We start from the raw sequence: 24,748 nt of genomic DNA on the forward strand, positions 1-24,748 counted from the left end.
ACGCTACCGGTTAAAAGTCCAAAAAGGTTTATACCCGCTTCATAACTGCCTTGGAAATTAGCGTATGTACGCTTCTTATCCTGTCCATACCCCACACCAGCCATGCCACACAATAGGACCAATAATGAAACAAAAATTTGGAGGAAAGAACTTTTTGGATGAGTAGATGATGCTTCCATAAATATGGGATTTATAATAATATAGCTCTTATGCTTGTTTTAATACTGTTTGCTTTCAAAGGCACTTGCTTTTTTGGGTCATCGGACAATCTGCATCGCAGCGCCATCGCCAAAACGGTATAGTTATTGCATCCGTTAACTGTAGCAGATGATTTAACGGAACGCTCCTAACTACCTTACGACAAAGATAACCTGAGCACTTCTGCAAACCGTTGTTCACTGCATTCATCTTATTTCATTCCGTTCATTTCATTCATATTTCATTTTTTTCCATACATTCACCGTGAATTATGCCTAAGTTTGCCGGAAAGCAGCCTAATAAAGGCCAATTTGAACACGAACGGCAAGTTTGATCGACCGCAAAACAAAAACACATTGCGTATAACGATACCGGCCCATTGAATCAGAAAGCCCGGCTGCGTTCAATTTATTCATGAAACAATGCGTATATAAGGAAGAAATAAGCGATATTTAGTCAACGTTAACGACCAAATAGCCGAATATTGGAACACCAAAACCAAATACCATGAGCGCATACAGTCCTTCTCTTAACTGATAGTAATGATGTAAGAAAATATACGGGTCAGACATTATTTAGAATCTTAAATGGATTAGGTTATTGTTAAACATCTACTGTTCCTCATGAAGACATACCTTCAAGCTTATTTCGATAAGCTGAAAATGCTTGTCCTAAATCAATCTCAGATTACGCAGATTGTACCCGCCGATTGTTATCGGTTGGCCTTAGAGATTAAAGCCGCAACCAATAAAAGTATCAGCGAAACCACCCTGAAGCGTGTCTTCGGCTTCGCTTCTTCTATACATCAACCTTCTATATACACCCTGAATGCATTGGCCGAATACTGTGGCTTTGATGGTTGGGACTACTTTTATACCTGTATGGAGCAGAACAAGCTGCAGGCGTCCCAGCAAAAATCATGGAGCGAGGTGGCCGCTCACGCCACGAAAATCAGCCTGTTCAATATTCAAAGTAACAAATATAAATGCGGCATCCCCTATCACATGACGATTAACCGGGAACGCATGTATACTTTTATCGACCGGTTCCACCGCAGTGATGCTACCATAGGGATACTGAGCGGTGCGCCCGGAAACGGAAAAACCATCGCGGTATCACGATGGGTGGAAAACCAGATCAGCCAAGGCCATGCAGCTGAAAACCAAGACATCTACTTATTTACCAACAGCTTATCGCTGCTGCAGAGTTCAGCTTTCGGTTACCATAGCAACCGTTGGCTTGCCCACATGCTCGGACTGGACACCGGCGAACTGCTGGATCAGTTCATCGAGGAACATCGGGATTCAGCTCCCGGCAACTTTTACCTCATCGTAGACGAATTGCAAAGTGATCTGGTAGCCGACAGGCAATTCCACGCTGTCATTACGCAGTTCATTGATATGGCCCGCCACTTTGCACAATATCGATGGTTCCGCATCATACTTGTATTGCGCACCTCCACCCTATTCAAGCATGAAAGCTTGTTCAAAGACACCGTCATCAATCCACAGTGGTTTTCGGTGTTAAGCGGACCGTCGGGCAACGAATGGGCCAACATGCCGGCGTTTTCAAATACGGAATTGCAGGAGTTGCTCCTGCTGACCGACGGAAATGCCAAACCGCTGAATCCGCTCAGCGTGAACAAGCATGCGCTTATCCGGACACCGTTGTTTTTCCAGTATCACTACGAATTGAATGGCGAAACATTGGATTTGGACAATATCAGCCATTTCGACGAATACCTTATTATCACGCGGTTCCTGAAAAAGAAAGTCTTTAACGGCATCAACACCTTGCATAAACAAGCGCTGATGGAAGAGCTTGCAGCGCTGGTTGATGAACACGGCGATATATTACAAATCAACAAAAAGCAGGCATATATCGCTATCAAACAATACCGTACGGCTTATAATGACCTGTTGCATACCGGTGTACTCCATGAGGTTAACAGCGGCTGCGAAATCAGGCAACAGATCACCATCCAATTTCAGTCGGCCGAAATAGCTGCCTATTTCATGGCCCTCAATTTATTTAACGGGCAGCATGACCCCGAACGGCTGATTGGGATACTGGACCAGTCTGATTGGAGCAGAAAAACGAAAACCGACCAGCTGAAATGGTTACTACTGTTTTATATCGAGGCTGGCGACTTGAGATTCATCGACCGGATAGGGAGCATTCCGTTTATCAAAGACAACCAGTTTGAGGTTATTGCTTTCATCTGTGATGGCCTTGATAAAATCGGAAAAACCGCCGGACCGGATATCCGCAATGCGTTGGACCGCGGCTTGCACAACAGTCCTTTTGTTGACTATATGCTGCGATACACGTGTTTGCAAGCCGAGTATGAGCCTAATGTGATGAAATTGCTGTCCTTTACCCTGTCGGAACCCCATGAAATCGCCCTGCGCAGCAAGCTCGCCGTCATTGCATTATTGAAATGGGACGAGGATGCGCTGGTGCACCAACTCGAAAAACTCTCAACCATTCCAAAGGAAGCCTATGCCAACTTTGCCATCAATCCATTCAAGGCACTTTCAGACCTTTACCAATATTTTAAAGGAGGGACGATGGAGCAATTCATCCAGGAATTGCACAGGCTTCCGCTGCGTGTCCCGCAAACGGCGTTCATGGGCGCTGCCCAGTTGTTTGACTTAGTGGTCTATCTCTGGGTAAAGGTTTCCGATAACACGGACGTTGCCTACCGCTACCGGGATTTCATCTACCAGAAATTGGGTAAAATTAACCCGGCAAATACGTTTGAACTGGACTTCACCACGTTGATTTACGCCTTCTACCTGCTTGAATGCGGGGACCGCGAGGCGGCCATCGCCTATGTAGCCCAAGGTTCGCCGAGTTCGCTGAACCACATTACCTACCGCTTGCTCCATATTATCTTCCATATCCAGTCTGGCAAGCTACAGGGCAACGACGACTACAAAATCTTAGGGCAACGGGCTATTTCCATATGTGAGGCCTATGGGTTCAAGCTGTTGGAAACGTATTGCAGGATATTGATTTTGGAAGACATTCCCAAAGACGAACAGCTGCTATATATCAACAACCTTAAATTCCAGTATGCGGCTTTCGGTTATACGATGGGCTTGGCCGTCTTATCAAAAAAATATGGATGAACCTCCTCCCCTATGCCCGGAGGCACAAACGGCACATCCCGCTCAATACGGGATGTGCAACTTCTTGAAAACGAAATGCCACAGCCAGATGGGGCCGAGCACCAATAACCGCATAAAGCCCCTGAGGGTGACGGGAGTTCGCTCCATTCGTTTGCCGGCCCATAACCCGGCTAAGGACAAGGATAGCAATGCAAGGCATATCCCCCACACGGCCGGACCTCCGCGTTGTTCCCAATACTCCAATTGCACGATAAAAAAACTGAAAAAACCAATCGTAACCAAGATGGCATAGGAAAGTGTGGGCGCCAGCCTGAGGTAATAATAGATCATTCCGGCAATGAAGAACGAACCCCAATTGAGGAAAATGTCATACCCGTGCCGCTTCAGGAAGCCGATTTCCGGAAAAGGAACCATCCATACCAGCCCCAGTAGCGCAAAAGCAAATACGGGAATGGCAACATATTGTATTGCCCGGTTTGCCGGATGCCGCGATTGCTTATTCAGTTCTTCAAAGTGGATGTCCACGGCCCTTTTGGGCGCCGGCTCCGGTTTCTGGCGTTTATGTTTGATGGACTTACGGTTACTTTGCATAAGACACTGACCTGGTTTCCCGGATTACCGTTACCTTGATCTGGCCAGGATAGGTCATTTCGGTCTGTATCCGCGTGGATATGTCAGCCGCCAGCAGCTCCGCCTGCGCATCGGAAACACGCTCGCTCTGCACAACCACCCGCAGCTCGCGCCCCGCTTGTATAGCAAACGTCTTCTCAACGCCGGGATAGGACAGCGCCAATTCTTCCAGTTCCTTGAGCCGCTTGATGTAGTTTTCAACCACCTCCCTGCGTGCTCCGGGCCGTGCGCCTGAAATGGCATCGCAAGCCTGCACGATGGGCGAAATGAGTGAAGTCATCTCAACCTCGTCGTGGTGGGCGCCGATCGCATTGCACACGTCAGGGTGTTCTTTGTATTTCTCCGCCAGTTGCATCCCTAAAATGGCGTGCGGCAGCTCAGGGTTATCATCGGGCACCTTCCCGATGTCATGCAGCAGTCCGGCGCGTTTCGCATGTTTCACATTTAGCCCCAGCTCGGCGGCCATCGTCGCACTGAAATTGGCCACTTCGCGGGAGTGCTGCAGCAGGTTCTGACCATAAGACGACCGGTAACGCATGCGGCCCACCATACGGATAAGCTCGGGGTGCAGCCCGTGTATGCCCAAATCGATTACCGTACGTTCGCCGATTTCCACAATCTCATCTTCAATCTGGTTCCTGGTTTTGGCCACCACCTCTTCAATACGCGCCGGATGTATACGGCCGTCCGTCACCAAACGGTGCAACGCCAGCCGGGCTATCTCCCGCCGTACCGGATCAAACCCCGAAAGGATAATCGCCTCCGGTGTATCGTCCACAATGATTTCCACGCCGGTAGCGGCTTCCAGTGCACGGATATTCCGACCTTCTCGACCGATGATCCGCCCTTTGATTTCGTCATTTTCGATATTAAAGATAGAAACCGTGTTTTCAATAGCGCTTTCCGTGGCCGTACGTTGTATGGTCTGGATCACAACCTTCTTGGCCTCCTTTGTGGCGGTAAGTTTGGCTTCATCCACAATATCCTTAATCTGTATAACCGCTTTGGCTCGGGCTTCTTCTTTGAGGTTTTCAATCAGCTGATGTTTGGCTTCCTCCGCAGACAGCCCCGCAATGGTTTCCAGTTGTTTGATATGCTGCGCCTTGAGCTGTTCCACTTCCTCTTGCTTTTTCGTATTGATCTCGGTTAGCCGCTCCAGGTTTTTGCGTGTGTTTTCCAGTTCTTGCTTCTCGCGGTTCAGGTTTTCGAGCTTCTGGTTAAGTGATTGCTCCTTCTGTCTTATGCCGTTCTCGCGCTGGTTCAGCGCATTGTTTTTCTGGTTGGTTTCTTTTTCGTGTTCTGCCTTGAGTTGCAGAAACTTCTCTTTGGCCTCTAACAGCCGTTGTTTTTTGAGATGCTCGCCGGCCTGTTCGGCCTCTTTAAGGATTTTTTTCACCTTACTTTGTGCTGCCATCTCCTGCTTTTTGAACAAAAAGCGCAATGCAAAGCGGCCGATAACCACCCCCACTGCAAACGCTATAACGATGTATATAATCTCCATTTGTTGTTAATTTGTAGTCCTTCTATATCCTGTTGCTTATTTGCTTTTAACCGTACTGTTTCCTGAATCACCAAACTGTTTACCACTTCACACCCTTCACTTCCGCACAAAAAAAAACCGCAATTAAATTAATCAGGCTTCATGTATTATAAACTTCCTTACACAGGCTTAGCGTATTGATCCTGACCAGATGGCGCTAGCAAAATGGCCTACATCTCATTTACGCTTGTGATATTGAAGCGTTAAGTTTAAAATAGTGAAACCCGAATTTAATTGCGGTAAATCCGTTGTCTTAAGCTCTATTTGAATAAGAACGTCTATTTATTAAAGAATTCGGTTAACATGCTATCCAGGTCATTCACGGCCTTTACTATCCCCACTTCATCGGCATTTGACCGGCGTTCTGCTTTTAGCATCCCCGTTGCGTAATGAAGCACGCACATCGACAGTAAATCCTGTTTATCCCTTACTGCATAATTTTCCTGAAATTCCTTAATCCTATCGTTTATTGACTTTGCTGCCCGCCGGATTACCTCTTCTTCCTCCATATCCACCCGCAAGGGGTAAATCCGGTCTGCGATGTTTATTTTTATGGAAATTTCTCCCATGTTTGAGCTAATTCACTATACGCCACTCACCCGCCCATTACCTGAGCAATTCAATACACTTATCTATTTCCCGCACAAAATCGTTAATTTTTTGCTTTGTGTCAAGTATTTTTTCATTTATCCCTGCGTTATCCGCTTCCACTTCTTCGAGCGAACGCGCCACTGCCAGCGCCTTGAGCTTTTCCTCCAACTGCTTATTCTTGTCCACGCTCGTTTCCAGAGCTACCTGCAGCGACTGCAGCTCCAGCTTCAGCATATCGTTTTCCTCCTGCAAAGATACGCATAAATCCAGTAATTTACGCGTATTCTCAACCACCCTTCCTAATTGGTCTGCTACCGATGCCATATTGACTTTGCTGATTCGCTGCTTAACAATTATGAACTCCTCACCACTGCTCCTGTTTCTTTTTCAAAATTATAAATTAATTTTTTAACAATGGCATCAATTTGTTTATCGTTCAACGTCTTCTCTTCGTCCTGGAGCACGAAATGAAGCGCGTATGACTTCTTGCCCGCCGGCAGTTTATCACCCCGGTATACGTCAAATACATTGATGCTTTTGAGCAGCTTGCGTTCCGTTTTTTCGGCAATGGCCTTCAGTTTTCCAAAGCTTACCCTGTCGTCCACCAGCAATGAAAGATCCCGGCGCACAGCAGGGAACTTCGCCACTTCACTGAAAGTGATTTTATGTTTGCGGATCGCCCTAAGCACCAGCTCCCAGTCGAAATCGGCAAAAAACACTTCGCCGTCCGCATCCACCCGGCGCAGGTGGTCCGGTTTTACCGAGCCGAAGGCCACCAATACTTTTCCGGCACGCTCATACTGCAATCCATACTGGTAGTGGGTTCCGGGGGCATCACTGATTTGCAGATCCGTAATATTCAGCCGCCGGAGAACACCTTCCACCGCAGCCTTGATGTGGTAAAACGACACCGGTTTGGCAGGATGGTTCCATTGCTCAGGCAACAACTTGCCTACCATCGCCAAGGATAACCTCGGTGTTTCGCGATAACCTGTATCGTTTAGGTAATACGTGCTGCCAAACTCGAAAAACTTTAGGTCTGCCTGTTTCCGCCGCTGGTTATACGCTATGGCTTCCAGCGCGGAAAACAACAAGTTCTGGCGCATCGTATCCAAATCGGTACTCAACGGATTCAGGACTTTTACGGCCAGCCCGGGCTCATCCATGTAATCCATCTTGGTCAACGAATTAGACAGCATCTCGCGGAATCCGTTGCCAATCAGTAAGTCGGCCACCTGGTTCTGTACCACTTCCTTGTCTGGCTTCGGCGACGTGTTGAGCGATGCTTTGATCTGCCGTTGGATTTCGATATTGTTGTATCCGTATATCCGCAGCACTTCTTCAATAATATCCACCTCGCGGGTTACATCTACCTTATAGGGTGGTACCTCCACCGTCAGCGTGCCGGCCTCCTGCCTGCGTATATTAATACCCAGCGCCCTGATAATGGCATTGATTTCGGCTTCGGGGATTGTTTTTCCGATGATCCGTTGCACACGTTCATACCTGACGTCTATGGTAAACGGTTCAATGGGTTTGGGATAATAATCGGATATCACCGTCGATATATGGCCCCCGGCCACTTGAGTAATCAGTAATGCGGCCCGTTTTAACGCCAGCACGGTCATATCCGGATCGGTACCCCGTTCGAAACGGAATGAGGCATCGGTCTTCAACCCATGTCTTTTGGCGGTCTTTCTAACGGACACTGCCTGGAAATAGGCGCTTTCCAGAAACACATTAGTCGTTCCTTCGGTTACCCCGGATGCAATCCCACCGAACACCCCGGCAATACACAGGGGCTTCTCGGCGTCGCAAATCATCAGATCCTCAGGATGGAGTCTACGCTCCACGCCATCCAACGTGGTAAATGGCTCCCCTTCCTTCGCCTTGCGTACCACGATGCGGCCTCCCGAAAGCACGTCGGCGTCAAAAGCATGCAGTGGCTGGCCAAGCTCGTGCAGCACATAATTCGTCACGTCCACCACATTGTTTATCGGCCGCACGCCGATGGCGTTCAGCCGCTCCTTAAGCCAGTCGGGCGAATCGCCCACCTGTACACCGGTGATGCTCAGTGAACTGTAACGCGGGCATGCGTCAGTAGTTTCCACCGCAACCGGCACCGCCGCCCCGGGGCCCTCCTTGAAAGCCGAAACGTCCGGCAACCGGTATCCGCAGCGCAAGAAGGCTGCAACGTCACGTGCAACGCCCAAATGCGACGCTGCGTCCGCGCGGTTAGGTGTCAGGCCGATTTCAAACACGTAATCGTCGTTTAGCTGAAAAAAATCCTTAGCCATTACGCCCACCGGAGCATCGTCGGGCAGCACCATGATGCCCTCATGCGATTGCCCCAACCCTATTTCGTCCTCAGCACAGATCATGCCTTCAGACACTTCCCCACGGATTTTCGATTTGTTGATTTTAAATGGTTCCCCGCCCAGCGGGTATACCGTGGTACCTACGGTAGCGACAACCACCCGTTGGCCGGCGGCCACATTGGGTGCACCGCATACGATATGGAGCGGTTCGCCCTGCCCCACATCCACAGTAGTCACCCTTAGCCGGTCAGCATTCGGGTGCTGCGAACAGGTCTTTACTTCGCCAATTACCAACCCTTCAAGCCCCCCTGGGATACGCTGCACGGTTTCAACCGCCTCCACTTCAAGGCCGATGTCCGTAAGGATGCCCGAAAGCTCCTCCGGGGTTTTATCTGTCTGTAAGAAATCGCTAAGCCAATTATATGATATCGTCATGCCCCATTCCGGAATTTCTGCAAAGATGAATTTTTTTTCTTGGATCTCAAACAATGCAGAACACGGCTGGGCACTTTGCGCCGATAGCGAACCGCTTACAGCGCACGGTTACAACAACCCCTCGTCTCTAAAGCTGTAGTAACCTTTGTTGGTAAATATCACATGGTCAGCAATCGAAAAATCAAGCAACTCGGCAGCTTTGACGAATTTTTTGGTCAAATTGATATCCATCGTGCTGGGCTTCAATGACCCCGACGGATGGTTGTGCGTCAGCACCACATTGCTGGCATGGCATTCCAGGGCAACGCGTATCACGTGCTTGACATCTACGGGCGTAAAATCGTTACCTCCCTTACCGATAAGCTCCTTGGTGATGAGCTTACAGCCCGGAGCCAAAAACAATACCCAAAATTCCTCATAAGGAAGATCCTTATAGACATGTCCGAGATAGTCGTATACCTTTTTGCTGCCGTTAAGCACTGGCCGCGACTCTGTACGCTGCGCGTCTCTGCGCCTGCCCAGTTCCATGGCGGCGACAATGCTGACGGCCTTAGCAGGGCCAATCCCTTTATAGCGGCATAGTTCTGACACGGATAGGCGGGACAGCGCATGCAAACTGTTACCCCGGTCAAGCAAGATGCGCCTGCATAATTCCACGGCCGACTCGCTCCGTGACCCGCTGCCGATTAAAATGGCCAGCAGTTCCGCATCGGTAAGCACCCGCCGGCCTTGTTCCAGTAGTTTTTCCCGGGGACGGTCAGCTTCTGCCCATCCCGTTATCGGTACCCTTGCTAAATTGTCCATTGGCTTTGGTAACTTGTTTCATTGACATTCAAAGGTACGTTATTTCCGATAGTATTTTCAAATTTTTTACTAATTTTTTTAGTTAAAACTCATCGTTTCTCACTTCGGTATGAAGTGTTATCTTTGCAGTCCAATTCTGACAATATGAGCAAAGCAATTATCAAGACTGACAAAGGCGATTTGACGGTACAATTTTATAATGAGGACGCTCCGGGCACCGTGGCCAACTTCCTCAAACTGGCCGAATCAGGTTTTTATGACGGGGTGACGTTTCACCGGGTTATACCGGATTTTGTCATCCAAGGCGGAGATCCCACGGGTACGGGAGCCGGCGGCCCGGGATATTCCATCCCATGCGAGCTGAACGGCGGCAATCAATACCACGACCGCGGCGTGCTCTCCATGGCCCACCGCGGACGGGACACCGGCGGTTCCCAGTTTTTCATCTGCCATAACCGCACGAACACCGCCCATCTTGACGGGCATCATACCTGTTTCGGCAGGGTAGTGGAAAACGTTGACGTGATTGACGACATCCGGCAAGGCGACAGAATTTTGGGCATAGACATTATAGCGGAATAACAGACCATGAACCTAAAAGCACTTGTAGCGGTCACCGGCAAACCCGGGCTGTTCAGATTAATCGGACAGAACAAAGGCGGCTTTATCCTGGAAAGCCTGGATGAGCAAAAAACCAAATCGGTCGTAAATTTAGCGACCACGAAACTTGCCACCTTAGAAGACATCACTATTTACGGCGATGACGAGGAGCTCAGACTTATCGACATCCTTGAACGTATAAAGGAGAAAGGCGACGCCCCCGAGCCGAAATCGGACGGCCCAACCTTACGGAATTTCTTCAGGGAAGTAGCCCCCGGCCACGATGAAGATCGGGTTTACACTTCCGACATAAAAAAAATCGTCAGCTGGTACCATATCATTAAAGCGTTACCCCTTTTTGACGAAGACGCTACCCCGGATACCAACGGCGAATAATATACTACATAGCCACATCATGCATGGTGTGGCTATGTACTTCTTCGTTAAAACAGCCATAAGATTGCGGCCACTATCGCCAGGCCGATCACCATCATAATCCAGAACAGCTTGCTTTCCTTAGACGTATCTGCGCCCTTGTAATGATATTCTCTTTTGGGTATTCTCATGATATTAGATTTAACAGTTCATTCCTTTTATTGTTTGGATGCTAACCGCCGCCGTTTTCCATACACCGTCTACTCATGGTGATAGGGTTCGCCCCTCATGATGGTAAACGCTCGGTACAATTGTTCAACAAAGAACACGCGGACCATCTGGTGGGAAAAGGTCATCTTAGACAATGCTATCATCCCGTTCCCCCGCTGATAGACGGCCTCATCAAATCCGTACGGCCCACCAACTACAAATACCAGGTGTTGCACGCTGCGCACCATCAACCCGTTCAGGTAATCGGCAAACTCCAATGAACGGTATGTTTTGCCGCGTTCATCGAGCAGGACCACATGATCCCCCGGCGAAATGTGTCTGACAATCAGCTCCGCTTCTTTGGCCTTTTGCTGATCCGATCGAAGGTTTTTACTGTTTTTGACATCCGGGATCAGCACGGTGCTGAACGGCACATAATGCTTAAGCCTGCGCTCGAACTTCTCAATCATCGCCGCCAGGTGGCTGTCGTCTGTCTTGCCTATGCATAACAAAGTAATCCGCATGTTGCAAATGAACAGAAAAAATGCATATTATGAAATGCGCATAACAATTTTGGCACCGGTTTTGTTTTTCCAAAGCAATTTTTAACCCTGTATCATAAAACTTAACTCATTATGAAGAAATCATTTTTCCTGATTGGCTCCGTATTGCTCTTTTCTTTGCATACCAATGCCCAAGACACCCCCGAAGAAGGATGGCGCATTTCCGGTGAAAACACCTTATTGCTTAACCAAAGTTCTTTTTCCAACTGGGCCGCCGGCGGCATTAATTCATTTGCCACCAACCTGGTTTTCAATTATGATTTCAACTACAAGAAAAACCGTTGGAACTGGGATAATAAAGTCATCGCCGCATACGGGCTTACCAAACAAAAGGCCATCGGGTGGCGTAAGAATGACGACAGGTTCATTGCTAATAGCCTGTTGGGCTATCAAGCGACGGAGCGGTGGCTCTATACGTTTTTCATGAATTTCAACACGCAGTTCGCCGACGGTTTCCAGTATGACGGGGACAATAACCGCACGCTCATTTCCGCTGCGTTTGCACCGGCCTACCTGAGCTTCGGCCCCGGTTTCGCCTATAAGCAATCCGACAACTTCCGCTTCAACCTGTCACCTGCCGCGGCGCGTTTCATTTTCGTAACCAATGACGAACTGTCGGCCGCCGGGGCATTCGGCGTCGACCCGGGTGCCACATCACGCTTTGAGTTTGGCGCTTCATTTGACGCGTATTACAAGGCAGAACTGATGGAAAATATCAGTGTGGAGAACATCCTCAAGCTCTATTCGAACTACCTTGAAGATCCCCAGAATGTGGATATAGACTACACCCTGAACCTTTTCATGAAAGTAAATGACTATATCACGGTCAATGGCGGTGTGCAATTGATATACGATGACAATACGCTTATCCCTCGCCAAGCGGCCGATGGTTCGACCATTCCCGGCTCTGCGCGGCCTACCCTGCAGGTAAGGCAGGTCATCGGCGCCGGTATCACCTATAAATTCTAAGCAGAAACATCCCCACTGCTATAAAAAAAAGTAAGCCGTAATGTTGTTACGGCTTACTTCTTAATATGGCGTTAGATAACGGCAGGCAATTCACTCCTGCCGTTCGATGATTACAAATACATCTTCGTTTTCTTTCTTCATCTTGTAGCGTTCGCGCGCCACCCGCTGCAGTTCCTTAGGGTCGTTATTCAGATCATGGATAGCTTTGGTTACCCGTTCAATCTCTTCGGTATAGAATGCCTTTTCCGCTTTCAGCCCTTTCAACTGGCTATAGTAACCATATTGTGTAGCTACATCGTGCCGGTCAAAAAACAGCATCCATACGAGGAATGCCGTCGAGGCAATGATGTATTTGTTTCGGATAATGGACAGCAGTCTTCCCATACCCACAAAGTAGCGTAAAAATATCCGGAAATCCAAACGGTGATGTTTCAGACGCGTCCGGTAAGGGGCAGATGCACGCGGAATACGGTCTCGTTGTCATCTGAGTTGACGGTTATCCTGCCGCCATGTGCCTGCACAATCTGATGCACGATAAACAAACCCAGTCCGAGCCCTTTCTGTTCGGTCGAATCCGCACCGCGCACAAACGGCTTGAACAGGTTGTCCAGGCAGCGTTTTGGAATCGGTTTTCCGTTGTTTTTCACCAAGTATACGAAGCAGCCGTTGTCTACATAAGCCGCAACACTGATGGGTCGGCCTGCGTCGCCGTGCTCCATAGCGTTGGTAATCAAGTTTGAAAACACCTGAGCCATACGGTCGGCATCGCAAGGCACGGTAAGTTCGCCGCCTCCTATTTCCAAATCGATAGGCCGGCCCGGCCATATAGCCGCGAATTCAGCTATCACCTGTTTAATGGTTTCATAGAGGTTGCTGGGGCGCGAAATTATGGTTATTCCGCTGCCGAGATTCATCCGCGCAAAGTCAAGGATATTGTCTACCAGCCGTCTCATCCGTACGGAGGCGTCGTAAATGATAGTAATCATCCGTTTCTGCCTGCCCTCCTCGGCATGCCGCTGTAAAAATTGTGCAGCGGAACTTATCGCGCTGAGCGGATTGCGGAGGTCGTGCCCCAGCACGGCAATGAACCTGTCGCGCCTACGGGCCTGCTTACGTTCCTCCCTGAGCTGGCTTTCAGCACGTTCTGCGCGCTCAAGCGTTCCGAGGTGAAACGTGATCAGCTCCGAAAACAGTCCGAAAAGACGGATTACCTGCTTTTCATCAAACGTGGCCGGACTGGGATCAATGGTACATAGCGTACCGAAAAAGTCGCCATGCTGATCATATAAAGGGAATGACACGTAGCTCCTGAAACCTCCCCCGTTCATTTTTTCCTTCCAACGCGTGTTTGCGCACTTCCGGACATCGGCAATGATTACCGGTTCTGGCAGACTGCAGAGTTCACTGCATATGGTATTGGCCGGTTCAATCCTGTATCCCGCCTTTAGTCCCAGCCCCAGGTTATCAACGATGCTGCAGGCTTCCCATTTTTCCTGATCCACCCGGGCTACTGCGCCGATGCCCATGCCTGTACTCACGCAGATGGCTTCCAATATGCGTTTGATGGACGGGATGGAATCCATCTTCCGGATCGTATGTGACAGTTCCGGAGCCGCTGTTACGTCATATTTCATATATGTACCGGCTGTTTGGTGGGGGCAATATACAAAAATGCCGGCAAAAGTGCCGCATGAGCACAGAAGCCGGTAACCTACAGCACCCCAAGCCGTTCACGGCCGAAGCGGTAACTGAGGCCTACCTCATGCGTGTTGTCGCTGATGGTCCGGTTCAACGGCTCGTTGCGTGTGCCGAACTGGTAGCTGTAGCCGATGCCGAAACGCCGTAGGTTCACCTGAGCCAGCCCCGCCATGCTCCCGTGGCTCCGCACGTTGACGCCCAGCCCAACCGCCTGCCCGGCAAAGACCATCGCCGTGGCTTCGCCCTGCGGGCGAAGTGCCTCCGAGTAGGTCACCAGCACCGACGGGCGGAAGTGAAAACCGCCGCCCAGACCGAACACCGCACCCGCAGTCAGGTGGTATACATTCCGGAAGTTGTAACGGATATCACCCGTAACACCCAGGTTCCCCAGCATCAGCCGCGGAAGCGAAACACCCACGTAGTATTTATCCGGACGGTAAAGCATAACCCCGAAGCCCACCAGCGCGTCCGTTTCACGGACGTCTTCGCGGAAGGCCGGATCCCGCGGGTCCAGCTGCGAAAAACGGCCGTCCATGTAGCTCAAACCCGCACTCAGCGAAACACCCACGTATTCCGTTGACGATATCCGTACAGACTTGGCAAAAAAGGCGCTCGCTTCCGTCAGCTTCTCCACCGCCAGCGTCTCGTGGCGCAGGTTAACACCGGCCGTTGCCCCGAACCCCCGCAAACCCGCGTGGCCGCTCCCCCAATAAACCGTAGGCGCCCCTTCCATGCCCACCCACTGCCGGCGACCAAGCACAGAAACCGCCCCTTCGGGCGACAGCAGGCTCGCCGCCGCGTTCAGCGCCGTGCCCATACCACCGTACTGCGTGGGAGTAACCACCTGCTGACCCGGAGCCGATATGGCCAACAGCGCCGCCACAGCCGTCAATAATAATCCTTTCCGTTTCATTTTACTTTACTTTATATCCATTACCCATCACACTATCCCCCTTCAGCACTAATACCGGAGGACAAACCATCCTTTGTCATACACCCATTTCCCGTTTACCTTCACCTCGGCCACGTAGAAGTACGTGCCGGCGGGTACGTGGTTGCGCCCAGTGCCGATGCCCCGGAAGGCCACCGTACCGTTGTTGTAGCCACGGGCCTCGTAAACCACCGTGCCGTTACGGTTGAAAATGGTCACCTTGTTTTCCGGATGATCCTTAACCGCCTCGATGATCAGGTACTCGTTGATGCCGTCACCGTTGGGTGAAACCGCTTTGGATACCCTTACCGGAAAGTCCGAGGCCGGATCCACCACACGCACCGTAACCGTAACCGGTTCGGCCGGCGCGTGGTTGCCGTCGCCCGGCTGCGTACCCGTGATGCGTACCGTGCCCAGCCGGTGGATGCGAAGCGTGTTCCCCTCCAGCGTGGCAACTTCCGGGTCGTCAACCGAAAGGCTCACCGAAAGACCGCTCGTGGAGGTAGCCGTTACCGGAACCGAACCGGCATCGCGCCCCACCTCGGAAGGCGCTGAAAGCGTGATGCGCTGGGCCGCCTTATGCACCGTCAATGTGCGCCTTATCTCCGGCCTGTTCATGTAGTCCGGGTGCTCCGCCACCGTGGCCGTGATTTCGGCCGTGCCCGCACCGACGATGCGGATAAGGCCGCCCGGGGTGATCTCTGCCACCGAGGGGTCGCTGCTCCGGTAGATTACCGCCTCGCCCGTGCTGGCCGTAGCCCCGGGCGCAAAGTCCGTATCCCCGTAGGTCTTCTCCGGCAGCGCCGGGAAGATGATGCTCCGCCGGGCCCTGCTGATCACCAGCGTGCCGGTTTCCGCATCCGCCACGTAGTTCGCATGCTCCAGCGCAGCCACCACTTCATATTCCCCCGCATGTATGGGTGGTTCCGGAGAGCCGTTATAGGTCACCCTCACGCTGCCCCCCAGCCCTTCCGGAACGGTGGCTACCGTGGCCGGCTTCGCGCTGCCGTCATATACGTGCTGAAGCCCGCCCAGCGAAAGCACGGCCGTGGCCTTATCGATAACCAGTTCGGCCGTCAGCACCAGGTCCTTATGGTTTGCAAGGGATACCCTGGCGGTCACCGTATAAGTACCCGCATCCGTACGGCCGTTGCCTTCGTAGCTCACCGAGGCACCTTCCGGTGCGCCGCTCACGTAAATGGAATGCGCCGTGCCGTCATAGGTGAACCGGCCGTCCGCAAACGTAATGCCCGTTAAGTCCGCTTCCTCAATCACCAATGTGCCGGTTACCGCATCCGCCGCGTAGTTCGCATGCTCCAGCACAGCCTCCACCTCATATTCCCCCGCATGCACGGGAGGCTCCGGAGAGCCGTTATAGGTCACCCTCACGCTGCCCCCCAGCCCTTCCGGAACGGTGGCTACCGTGGCCGGCTTCGCGCTGCCGTCATATACGTGCTGAAGCCCGCCCAGCGAAAGCACGGCCGTGGCCTTGCGGATAGTAAACGCTTCGTTCCCCTCATCAAAGGAAATATCGTACAGGCCGGATTTGCTGCCATCCCGGCCGATATGGATGGCATAGCTGCCCGCATCTTCTCCGGCTGTCCGGGATACCGTGCCCACCACATCGCCGATGGCATCCTGAAAGGCCAGCGGGTTGCTGCCTTCGGAGAGCCGCACGTTCAGCGCCGGGTCATCATCCCCATAAACCTTCTCCGCCGGTTCGGCTTCCACCGTAATGGCACGCGGCTGTATGCGCAGGGCATAGGTGGCGGTTGCCGCCACGAAATTGTCCGTACCGCCAAACGTCACTTCCACCTGCACTTCACCCACGCCGGTAGCGCTCACCTGCGGGAACTGCGTCATGTCCAGCAGGCCTTCGCCATTGTTCACCGTAAATGAAATATCCTGCGACGAATCGCCGTCCCATAGCTGAATGTCCACTTCCAGCAGCTGCACATCCCCGTAAGTCCGCAGCAGGGTATCTCCTTCGGCCATCGGCTCATCCCCCAGCGTCACCGACCACACGGGCGTGCCTTTGCCCACGGTCACCGTGACCGCTGCGGCCAGCCCTTTGCTGTTGGAGAACCAATTGCCGCCGTTAGGGTCAGGCAGCGCCAGCGGTGCACTGAACACATAGTCGCCCGCTACTGTGCCGTTATAGCCATCTCCTGCCGCCGTGGGCGCCGAGACCAGCGTCCATTGTGCTGTATCGGCAAGGGCAACGGCCGCTTCGGTGCCGTCGCTCAGCGTAGCCGTTACCGAGGCGGGCAATCCTTCAATATCCCCCCAGGCCGTACCGTGGGAAACAGCGATAGGCTGAAGGCCTGCCAGTGAGACGATATCTTCAAAGGCCGACTCATACGCACCGAGGTCAACCGTTCCCCCCACGATTCGGGGATTGCCCGCAACGTCGGTGTCGTTTTCCAAGTCACCTCCGGCATCGCTATACAGCTGGTTGCTGCCCGCATTGATCGCCGGGCTGTTGGGCTGCAGTTGGTAGTCGTGCTGTTCACTGTTTCTGAATAACCGATCCATCTCTACCGGAACCGTTGCCGCCCCCTCCTCTCCGTAATAGTTACCCTGCCAGATGGAATGCTGCACATCGCCAGACACCTGCGTACCGTTGGTTGCTTGGGTTGCCGGATCCGCAACAATGCTGTTCCAAACAGAGAAAGTCATATCATCAAACGCTTCCAAATGTATCCCGGAGGGGTTCCCTTCATTTGTATTGCCTGCCAAGGTCAGGTTTACGCCTAAAAATTGATCTCCGCCATTATAAATTCCGCCGCCGCCGTTCGGTCTTCCTGTATTCCCTGACGAATTTTCCGTTATGGAAACATTGACGAGCTTCAGTCTCTTGCCAAAATTATGCAGCCCTCCGCCAAAGGTACCCGCCGTATTGCGGCGGATCTCCACGTTTATCAAAGTAAGGTCATGGGTTGAGATATACGCGCCTCCACCCAGAAAACCGGCGTTGTTATTTTCGATAACCGAACGGGTCAGGACAGGATGTCCGCCATCAATATACAGCCCGCCGCCATGAATATCTGCGTTATTGTTGCGTATCACCAGATTGGTATACAACGGGGATACATCCTTATTGTAAATGCCGCCACCATTGCCCGTAGAACGGCCTCCCCGGATCGTAAACCCGTCCAGCACGGAAGCTGCGGTCAACCCGTTATTTTCATTGGTGATGACCCGGTTTCCATTACCTTCCAAAATGGTCTCATTGGTTTGAAAATCGCGCTGCGAACGTTCAAAGCCAGAGTCTTCCGTCCCCGAGAAACCACCATAAATCTGTACGTTTTGCACCATGGAAAATGCCCGCCCGGGTTCCGGCTGGTAAACACCTTTGGCCACCCAGATTTGCAGTGGGTTTTCAGCAGTGAACCTTTCACCGTTCTCCCCTGCCCATTGCAGCGCATCGGCCAGCTCCGGGATGGCATTGTCCCAACTGCTGCCCGTGGCCGTGTGGCCTGCCACGTCCTTCTTGCCGATGTCAACATAAAGGATGTTGTTGGCATCGGGTTGGATGGCTATAGGGGGCTCGTCTTGATATTCGTAAGCGCCAAGGTCGATGATGCCGCCGCCTGCAAAGTTGTACACCCGCGGATTGCCCGCCAGGTCGGTGTCGTTCGCCAAGTCACCCCCCGCATCGCTATACAGCTGGTTGCTGCCCGCATTGATAGCCGGGCTGCCCGCCTTCAGGCGGTAGTCGCCGTTGGCCGGGTCGGAAAACGGATTTTCGGCTGTAACCACATTCTCGCCGCCATCCGTGCCCGTCCAATCCGTATCCCACGTCCAATCCGTTGGATTCCCTTGCAACAAGGAACGTTGGATATACATTTCATTGCCTTCAGGAGCGTAGAGATTGTCCACGGAACCATCGGATTTGGTATTGTCAAATACAATGGAGTTGTTCAAGTGCAAGGTTGAACTTCCGTTAACGAAGATCCCCGCAACTATTCCGCTTGTTTTATTCCCCGTTATGGTCACGTTGGTCAGCACAGGGGAAGAACTTAAATTATACATCCCCCCGCCATCCTGAGAAGCCGTGTTCCCGCTGATGGTCGCGTTGGTCAGCACAGGGGAAGAATTATTATAGTTGAACATCCCTCCTCCGCCACCCCAAGAAGCCGTGTTCCCGCTGATGGTCACGTTCGTCAAAACAGGGGAAGAAGAATTAGCGTTGTACATCCCCCCGCCACTAGAAGCCGTGTTCCCGCTGATGGTCGCGTTGGTCAGCACAGGGGAAGAATTATTATAGTTGAACATCCCTCCGCCATCCCAAGAAGCCGTGTTCCCGCTGATAAACACGTTCCTCAATTCAGGGGAAGAACCATTGTTGTTGTACATCCCCCCGCCATAACTGTAATATCCGCCTCCATTGGCTTGCCCGCCGGTGATGGTAAAGCCGTCCAGCAGGGCGGTGCTGTCGACCCCGTCTGCATAAACCACGTGGTAGCTGTTGTTGCCTTGGATCTGGGTTGCCGGGTCGGTAATGATTTCCTGGGCATCATTGTTGTCTATATCACCGCTCAGGATGGTCCTGTTCGTTTCAAAATCACGCAGCGACAGGTCGTAGTCCGCTGGTTCATCACCCGCAAAACCGCCGTACAGCTCCACACCGTTCACCAGCCGGAAGGAGGCTTCCCGGTCAGTTTCATCGGACGCAGGGTTGTATTTCCCTCCGGCCACCCAGATTTTCAGCTGCCCGTCTGCCTCTGCGTTCCAGCTTTGGGCAAATTCTAAGGCGTCCCGTAGCTCCGGGACGGCGTTGGCCCAGCTGCTGCCCGTGGCCGTGTGGCCTTCCACGCCCTTCTTGCCGATGTCAACATAAAGGATGTTATTGTCGTCCGGCTGGATAACCGGCGCTCCTTCACTGCCCGTTGCATCGGTGGCCGAATAGCGGAAATTCCCTACATCCGCTGCATCTCCAAGATAGGTATACCCCGTTCCGTGGTACGGGTCGCCGGATTTAACTGCAGGCGAATGCGCAAGGAGTGATGTATGCATCGCAAACAGCAATCCGGCAAAACAGCAAACGGTGGTTGTAAGTCGGGTAAAAAGTTGCATATCGTTAGGTTCTGATTTTTCAATAAACACCTTATAATAAATACCTTACACATACGGCGGTTGCTTGTCTTCCAACAAGACAAGGAAATTCGCTAAGCAGCGTATGCTGCTTTGCTGATGGACATAACACAGGCAATGGGCGTGCACCTGATTTCCCGCAGCGACGGCTAAACCGTCCGGTAAAGCCGAAAACAAGGTTTGCAACCACAAAAAGGAACAGGCGTTCAGGTTAAATTCCCTCATTGTTATGGATCATGGTCAATTCAGCGTTTAAGCCGGGGACGGCTTACAAAAACAGTAAACTGCCTCCTGCACAAAGCTAAGCGGTTACCTGCCAATTACCTTATCAGATAAGACCAATTATGAGCTATCAGATAAGCTCAACAGGGACTATAGCTATCATTTGGGCATGGCAGCATCCGGCTGGTAGGCATGGGGTGGGGTACCAAAGGCCTGCCTGAAGGCACGGGTGAAATTGCCGGGGCTGTCAAAGCCGAGGCGGTAACCTACCTCTGCTACGGAGGCAGTGCCTCCGGCAAGCAGGCGTGCAGCCTCTTCCATCTGCTGTTGCCGGAAATACCGATGGGGGGCCATGCCGAATCTGGCCTTAAACTGCCGCTTAAGCGTGGAGGCCGACACGGCAAAGCGGTCACTCAGGTACGCAAGGCCGGGAAACGGCTGATTAACGCAGGTCCTTAGGTATTGGGCCACGCTGTCGGCAAGTGCCACTGCACCGGCATCCCCGGCAGCAAGGTAGCGTTCTTCGGCCATGTACAGCGAAAAGAACGCTTCCAGCACTTCAGCCACGGCCGTAAGCATGCGCAGCTTGTCAAACGGCCGGCTTGCGGGCTGGTGCAGCAGCGTCACGATTTTGTCCAGCCTGCGGCGGAGGGGCCCCGGCGCTACGGGCACGGCAAGCATATCGCCGCACTCCCCAAAGAGGAGGGCCTCCAGCCCCGACCCACGGAAACTCTCCAGCCGGATGTAGTCTTTTAGGAAACTGTGCTCCACCAGCAGATGGAGAAGACGGCCTTCAAAACCGGCTGGAGCGGCAAACTCATGGTTGCCGAAATTATTGCAATATCCCAGAAAACCGCACCGCATAATGGTTTTGATACCATTGAAAGAGCACGTTAACGGACGGTTTGCAGCATACAGATATTTAAGGAGGTAAAAACGCCCCTCCGGATTTGCCGCTACCACGCTATACTCAGCCTCACGGTAGGCCATATCTTGGTCAAAGACCACAATATCATTACGCAACAGACGGTACACCAAATAGTTACGGACGTACCCGCTGTCAATATCCAATACGCAGGCCTCGCGGTCGTGCCGTTCATCGGTAAAATCGTGGCCCACCCTCTCCAGAAAACCGGATACGGGGAAAAACTGCTGCGGATATTCGATCACGGATTGCACTGTAGCAAACTTAGTGAATAAACCGCTTTGATGCAATATGGCTGAAACGCAAAAAAAAGGGAGCCAGTTGCCTGCACTCCCCTTCGGTATCATGATTGCGGTAAGCTGCGCTTAACGGGCATATTTGAAACTTTTACCCAAAAAGCGTGCATTGCTACCCAACTCTTCCTCAATACGGAGCAACTGGTTGTATTTGGCAATCCGGTCGGAACGCGAGGCCGATCCCGTTTTTATCTGTCCGCAGTTCAGTGCTACGGCCAGGTCAGCAATTGTATAGTCTTCCGTCTCGCCGCTGCGGTGGCTCATCACCGAGGTATAACCATTGGTTTGCGCCAGCGACACCGCGTTGATGGTCTCGGTGAGCGAACCAATCTGGTTCACTTTCACCAGAATGGAGTTTGCCGTATCGGTGTCGATGCCTTGCTGCAGGCGTTTCGTGTTGGTCACGAACAGGTCGTCGCCCACCAGTTGTACGGTTGCGCCGATCTTGTCGGTGAGCAGCTTCCAGCCGGTCCAGTCGTCTTCTGCCATACCGTCTTCGATGGAGATAATGGGATATTTAGCAGTGAGCTCGGCTAAGTAAGCAGCCTGCTCTTCACTGCTGCGCACAGCGCCCTTATCGCCTTCAAATTTCGTATAGTCGTACTTACCGTCTTTGTAAAACTCGGAAGCAGCACAATCCAGGGCCAGGTAAATATCGTCGCCCGGCTTGTATCCCGCCTTTTCAATGGCTTTCAGAATGGTTTCCACAGCATCTTCCGTTCCGTCAAACGCGGGAGCAAACCCGCCCTCGTCGCCCACGGCGGTAGACAACCCGCGGTCATGTAATATTTTTTTCAGATTATGAAACACCTCGGCGCCCCAGCGCAGCGCTTCTGAAAATGAAGGTGCACCGACCGGCATGATCATGAACTCCTGGAATGCGATCGGCGCATCGGAATGCGAACCGCCGTTGATGATATTCATCATGGGAATGGGCAGCGTGTTGGCGTTGACACCGCCGATATACCGGTATACCGGCTGCCGGCTTTCCTGCGCAGCGGCCTTAGCCACCGCCAACGACACACCCAAGATGGCGTTAGCCCCCAGATTACCCTTATTTTCCGTGCCGTCCAGCTCAATCATCACCTTGTCTATCGCATTCTGTTCAAACACATCGATACCCTGCAAGGCATTGGCAATTTTGGTGTTCACGTTTTCCACGGCCTTCAGCACGCCCTTACCCAGGTATTTGGACTTGTCGCCATCCCGCAGTTCCACCGCCTCGTGCACTCCGGTAGAAGCACCCGACGGAACGGCCGCACGGCCCACAAAACCGTTTTCAGTAGTCACATCCACCTCTATGGTAGGATTGCCGCGCGAATCCAGTATCTGACGCGCATGTACATCGATGATCAAACTCATGTATATTCTTCTATTTTAAGGTTAACGTTCGCTATTTGACCACATACACTTAGTGTACGAATCACACTCCTGCTGTACTTGCCAAACTTAGCTAATATCGCCGTGATATGCAAGTTAACTTTTAACCTGCCACCAGCTCATCCTGCTCCATCAGCCGGACAAACTCATCAAACAGGTACCGCGAATCATGCGGCCCGGGAGACGACTCGGGGTGGTACTGCACCGAAAACGCCTTTTTACCGTTCACCCGGATACCTTCAATGGATTCATCGTTGAGATTCACGTGCGTTATTTCCACCTTGTCCGACTGCTTGATATCATCAGCTACTACACCGAATCCATGGTTCTGGCTAGTGATTTCGCAGCGGTTTGCAATGATGTTCTTCACCGGGTGGTTAATCCCGCGGTGCCCGTTAAACATCTTCCGCGTACGGATGCCGTTGGCCAATGCCAGCAGTTGGTGCCCCAAACATATCCCGAAAAGCGGCTTGTCGGCTTCCAGAATTTCCCGCACCGTCTGAATCGCATAATCCATGGCTGCCGGGTCGCCCGGTCCGTTGGAGATAAAATACCCGTCAGCACCCCATGCTTCCATTTCCGCAAAAGAGGTCTTTGCCGGAAACACCTTGGCATATACTTTTCGGGCGTCGAAATTGCGGAGAATGTTTTTCTTGATACCCAAATCCAGCACCGCCACACGTAGTGGGGCATCTTCATTGCCGTAGTAATACGGATTTTCGGTGGTCACTTTCGACGAAAGCTCCAGGCCAGCCATTGAAGGCACGTTGGCCAATTGCTTTTTCAGTTCCTCCACATCCAGCGTTTCGGAAGAAATGATGGCGTTCATTGCCCCTTTGTTGCGGATATGGCGCACCAACGAGCGTGTATCAATATCTGAAATACCCACCAGGTTGCCGTCTTCAAAGTAGGTCTGGATGGATGAGTCAGCCAGCTTGCGGCTGTAATTCACGCTGTAGTTTTTGCAAACCAAGCCAGCAATCTGGATTTTTCCGGATTCCGACTCCTCTGAGGCAATGCCGTAGTTGCCGATATGAGCGTTGGTGGTGACCATAATCTGCCCATAATAAGAGGGATCCGTAAAAATCTCCTGATAGCCCGTGGTACCCGTGTTGAAACAAATCTCTCCGGCGGTGGTGCCTATCTTCCCGGCAGCCTTGCCATGGTAGACTGTGCCGTCTTCCAATAACAATATCGCCGGCAGCTTGCTGTAATTAGTCATTCGTTATTATCGTAATTAATTGTTTGCACTTTGTATATCGTACCCCAAACGTACATCCATAAAAAAAGCCCTCAACGGGCCAAAAACACTTCGGAAATACCAAAACACGCCGGGCAAGTTACCGGGCTTTGGAGAGGTTTTCTTGAAACAATGTACGTTAAACTTCACGAGGGACAAAGGTACGGATTTTTATCCTATTGCTTATATTTTTTTTGATTTTTTCAGCTATATCCAAGAGACAGAACAGGCCGCGCCGTGACAAGAATACACTAACGTGTTGTCACCGGCTACAACTTAAACCTCGGATTGAACAAAATGAACGGACCCGAGGGACTTTCCCCTTTCTACCTTTGCGGCATAACATTGACATAACAAAAAATTAAACACTACAAGCCCCTTCAAATCGTTTTACCCACCGCCTATGTATTGACATGTACCGTTCTTTTCTATTCACACCCTTACCCCTTTTGCGATTGTTTGCCATATTTATTCTGCTACTTTTAGGGGTGGTGAAAGTGGGGTATGGACAGGATAAGAAGCGTACATACGCTAATTTCCAAGGCAGTTATGAAGCGGGTATAAACCTTTTTGGACTTTTAACCGGTAGCGT

The 24,748-nt window shown here is 51.7% G+C and carries 19 protein-coding genes; 4 read left to right on the plus strand and 15 right to left on the minus strand.

Annotated features, from left to right (window positions below; all coding sequences use genetic code 11):
- The first annotated feature begins 821 nt into the window (after window positions 1–821).
- Window positions 822–3,332 carry a hypothetical protein gene (locus tag BM030_RS18435; RefSeq protein WP_090975082.1) on the plus strand — a complete coding sequence of 837 codons (2,511 nt, stop codon included), beginning with the start codon at window positions 822–824 and terminating at the stop codon, window positions 3,330–3,332.
- Window positions 3,333–3,374: 42 nt separating this feature from the next.
- On the opposite strand, the gene BM030_RS18440 is transcribed toward BM030_RS18435, so the two are convergent.
- The 6 genes from BM030_RS18440 to radC form a co-directional block, all read right to left on the minus strand.
- Window positions 3,375–3,923 (minus strand): DUF962 domain-containing protein, encoded by a 549-nt coding sequence (locus BM030_RS18440; RefSeq protein ID WP_090975083.1) that lies wholly within the window; start codon window positions 3,921–3,923, stop codon window positions 3,375–3,377.
- Complete coding sequence (gene rny / locus BM030_RS18445) at window positions 3,913–5,463, minus strand: ribonuclease Y (protein ID WP_090975084.1); 1,551 nt, start codon at window positions 5,461–5,463, stop codon at window positions 3,913–3,915. Before rny ends, BM030_RS18440 begins: the two co-directional genes overlap by 11 nt.
- 317 nt (window positions 5,464–5,780) lie before the next feature.
- A complete protein-coding gene (locus BM030_RS18450; RefSeq protein WP_090975085.1) occupies window positions 5,781–6,071 on the minus strand; it encodes a cell division protein ZapA in 291 nt (96 codons plus the stop codon).
- A gap of 37 nt (window positions 6,072–6,108) precedes the next feature.
- The gene (locus tag BM030_RS18455) at window positions 6,109–6,417 is read right to left on the minus strand and encodes a hypothetical protein (RefSeq protein WP_090975086.1); all 309 of its coding nucleotides are present in this window, start codon (window positions 6,415–6,417) and stop codon (window positions 6,109–6,111) included.
- A 29-nt stretch (window positions 6,418–6,446) separates the two neighbouring features.
- Complete coding sequence (pheT, locus tag BM030_RS18460; RefSeq protein WP_397236457.1) at window positions 6,447–8,873, minus strand: phenylalanine--tRNA ligase subunit beta; 2,427 nt, start codon at window positions 8,871–8,873, stop codon at window positions 6,447–6,449.
- Window positions 8,874–8,954: 81 nt separating this feature from the next.
- On the minus strand, window positions 8,955–9,650 hold the full coding sequence (radC, locus tag BM030_RS18465; RefSeq protein WP_090975087.1) for a RadC family protein: 696 nt from the start codon (window positions 9,648–9,650) through the stop codon (window positions 8,955–8,957).
- A gap of 144 nt (window positions 9,651–9,794) precedes the next feature.
- On the opposite strand from radC, the gene BM030_RS18470 reads away from it, so the two are divergent.
- Window positions 9,795–10,232: a peptidylprolyl isomerase gene (locus tag BM030_RS18470; protein ID WP_090975088.1), complete on the plus strand. Its 438-nt coding sequence runs from the start codon at window positions 9,795–9,797 to the stop codon at window positions 10,230–10,232.
- A 6-nt stretch (window positions 10,233–10,238) separates the two neighbouring features.
- Window positions 10,239–10,646, plus strand: coding sequence for a DUF5606 family protein (locus tag BM030_RS18475; RefSeq protein WP_090975089.1), 408 nt, complete (start codon window positions 10,239–10,241; stop codon window positions 10,644–10,646).
- A 47-nt stretch (window positions 10,647–10,693) separates the two neighbouring features.
- On the opposite strand, the gene BM030_RS20380 is transcribed toward BM030_RS18475, so the two are convergent.
- Together BM030_RS20380 and rlmH are read right to left on the minus strand one after the other, a co-directional pair.
- On the minus strand, window positions 10,694–10,816 hold the full coding sequence (locus BM030_RS20380) for a hypothetical protein (protein ID WP_262987352.1): 123 nt from the start codon (window positions 10,814–10,816) through the stop codon (window positions 10,694–10,696).
- A gap of 69 nt (window positions 10,817–10,885) precedes the next feature.
- Entirely contained in the window at window positions 10,886–11,359 is a 474-nt protein-coding gene (rlmH, locus tag BM030_RS18480) for a 23S rRNA (pseudouridine(1915)-N(3))-methyltransferase RlmH (RefSeq protein ID WP_090975090.1), read from the minus strand.
- Window positions 11,360–11,470: 111 nt separating this feature from the next.
- Between rlmH and BM030_RS18485 the strand changes: the two genes are divergently transcribed.
- Window positions 11,471–12,367 (plus strand): DUF3078 domain-containing protein, encoded by an 897-nt coding sequence (locus BM030_RS18485; RefSeq protein WP_090975091.1) that lies wholly within the window; start codon window positions 11,471–11,473, stop codon window positions 12,365–12,367.
- Between the two features lie 90 nt (window positions 12,368–12,457).
- Here BM030_RS18485 and BM030_RS18490 read toward each other — a convergent pair whose 3' ends face one another.
- The 7 genes from BM030_RS18490 to carA all read right to left on the minus strand — a co-directional run bounded on the left by BM030_RS18490 (window position 12,458) and on the right by carA (window position 24,138).
- Entirely contained in the window at window positions 12,458–12,751 is a 294-nt protein-coding gene (locus BM030_RS18490; RefSeq protein WP_090975092.1) for an FtsB family cell division protein, read from the minus strand.
- Window positions 12,752–12,798: 47 nt separating this feature from the next.
- Window positions 12,799–14,001 (minus strand): GAF domain-containing sensor histidine kinase, encoded by a 1,203-nt coding sequence (locus BM030_RS18495; RefSeq protein WP_090975093.1) that lies wholly within the window; start codon window positions 13,999–14,001, stop codon window positions 12,799–12,801.
- A 77-nt stretch (window positions 14,002–14,078) separates the two neighbouring features.
- On the minus strand, window positions 14,079–14,978 hold the full coding sequence (locus BM030_RS18500; protein ID WP_090975094.1) for a PorP/SprF family type IX secretion system membrane protein: 900 nt from the start codon (window positions 14,976–14,978) through the stop codon (window positions 14,079–14,081).
- 48 nt (window positions 14,979–15,026) lie between these two features.
- Window positions 15,027–20,015 carry an MBG domain-containing protein gene (locus BM030_RS18505; protein WP_170845832.1) on the minus strand — a complete coding sequence of 1,663 codons (4,989 nt, stop codon included), beginning with the start codon at window positions 20,013–20,015 and terminating at the stop codon, window positions 15,027–15,029.
- 459 nt (window positions 20,016–20,474) lie between these two features.
- Complete coding sequence (locus BM030_RS18510; protein WP_170845833.1) at window positions 20,475–21,494, minus strand: helix-turn-helix domain-containing protein; 1,020 nt, start codon at window positions 21,492–21,494, stop codon at window positions 20,475–20,477.
- Between the two features lie 111 nt (window positions 21,495–21,605).
- Window positions 21,606–22,898, minus strand: a complete 1,293-nt coding sequence (gene eno / locus BM030_RS18515; RefSeq protein WP_090975097.1) for a phosphopyruvate hydratase — start codon at window positions 22,896–22,898, stop codon at window positions 21,606–21,608.
- Between the two features lie 121 nt (window positions 22,899–23,019).
- On the minus strand, window positions 23,020–24,138 hold the full coding sequence (carA, locus tag BM030_RS18520) for a glutamine-hydrolyzing carbamoyl-phosphate synthase small subunit (RefSeq protein WP_090975098.1): 1,119 nt from the start codon (window positions 24,136–24,138) through the stop codon (window positions 23,020–23,022).
- Between the last annotated feature and the right edge of the window lie 610 nt (window positions 24,139–24,748).

Source organism: Parapedobacter composti (assembly GCF_900112315.1).
GTDB classification, from domain to species: domain Bacteria; phylum Bacteroidota; class Bacteroidia; order Sphingobacteriales; family Sphingobacteriaceae; genus Parapedobacter; species Parapedobacter composti.

Excerpts from the sequence above, each read along its gene's own strand:
- BM030_RS20380 (WP_262987352.1), bottom strand. The coding sequence starts at position 10,816 with ATGAGAATACCCAAAAGAGAATATCATTACAAGGGCGCAGATACGTCT.
- rlmH (WP_090975090.1), bottom strand. The coding sequence starts at position 11,359 with ATGCGGATTACTTTGTTATGCATAGGCAAGACAGACGACAGCCACCTG.
- BM030_RS18470 (WP_090975088.1), top strand. The coding sequence starts at position 9,795 with ATGAGCAAAGCAATTATCAAGACTGACAAAGGCGATTTGACGGTACAA.
- eno (WP_090975097.1), bottom strand. The coding sequence starts at position 22,898 with ATGAGTTTGATCATCGATGTACATGCGCGTCAGATACTGGATTCGCGC.
- carA (WP_090975098.1), bottom strand. The coding sequence starts at position 24,138 with ATGACTAATTACAGCAAGCTGCCGGCGATATTGTTATTGGAAGACGGC.
- BM030_RS18500 (WP_090975094.1), bottom strand. The coding sequence starts at position 14,978 with ATGAAACGGAAAGGATTATTATTGACGGCTGTGGCGGCGCTGTTGGCC.
- BM030_RS18435 (WP_090975082.1), top strand. The coding sequence starts at position 822 with ATGAAGACATACCTTCAAGCTTATTTCGATAAGCTGAAAATGCTTGTC.
- BM030_RS18440 (WP_090975083.1), bottom strand. The coding sequence starts at position 3,923 with ATGCAAAGTAACCGTAAGTCCATCAAACATAAACGCCAGAAACCGGAG.
- radC (WP_090975087.1), bottom strand. The coding sequence starts at position 9,650 with ATGGACAATTTAGCAAGGGTACCGATAACGGGATGGGCAGAAGCTGAC.
- BM030_RS18450 (WP_090975085.1), bottom strand. The coding sequence starts at position 6,071 with ATGGGAGAAATTTCCATAAAAATAAACATCGCAGACCGGATTTACCCC.
- BM030_RS18505 (WP_170845832.1), bottom strand. The coding sequence starts at position 20,015 with ATGCATACATCACTCCTTGCGCATTCGCCTGCAGTTAAATCCGGCGAC.
- rny (WP_090975084.1), bottom strand. The coding sequence starts at position 5,463 with ATGGAGATTATATACATCGTTATAGCGTTTGCAGTGGGGGTGGTTATC.
- BM030_RS18490 (WP_090975092.1), bottom strand. The coding sequence starts at position 12,751 with ATGGGAAGACTGCTGTCCATTATCCGAAACAAATACATCATTGCCTCG.
- BM030_RS18495 (WP_090975093.1), bottom strand. The coding sequence starts at position 14,001 with ATGAAATATGACGTAACAGCGGCTCCGGAACTGTCACATACGATCCGG.
- BM030_RS18455 (WP_090975086.1), bottom strand. The coding sequence starts at position 6,417 with ATGGCATCGGTAGCAGACCAATTAGGAAGGGTGGTTGAGAATACGCGT.
- BM030_RS18485 (WP_090975091.1), top strand. The coding sequence starts at position 11,471 with ATGAAGAAATCATTTTTCCTGATTGGCTCCGTATTGCTCTTTTCTTTG.
- BM030_RS18475 (WP_090975089.1), top strand. The coding sequence starts at position 10,239 with ATGAACCTAAAAGCACTTGTAGCGGTCACCGGCAAACCCGGGCTGTTC.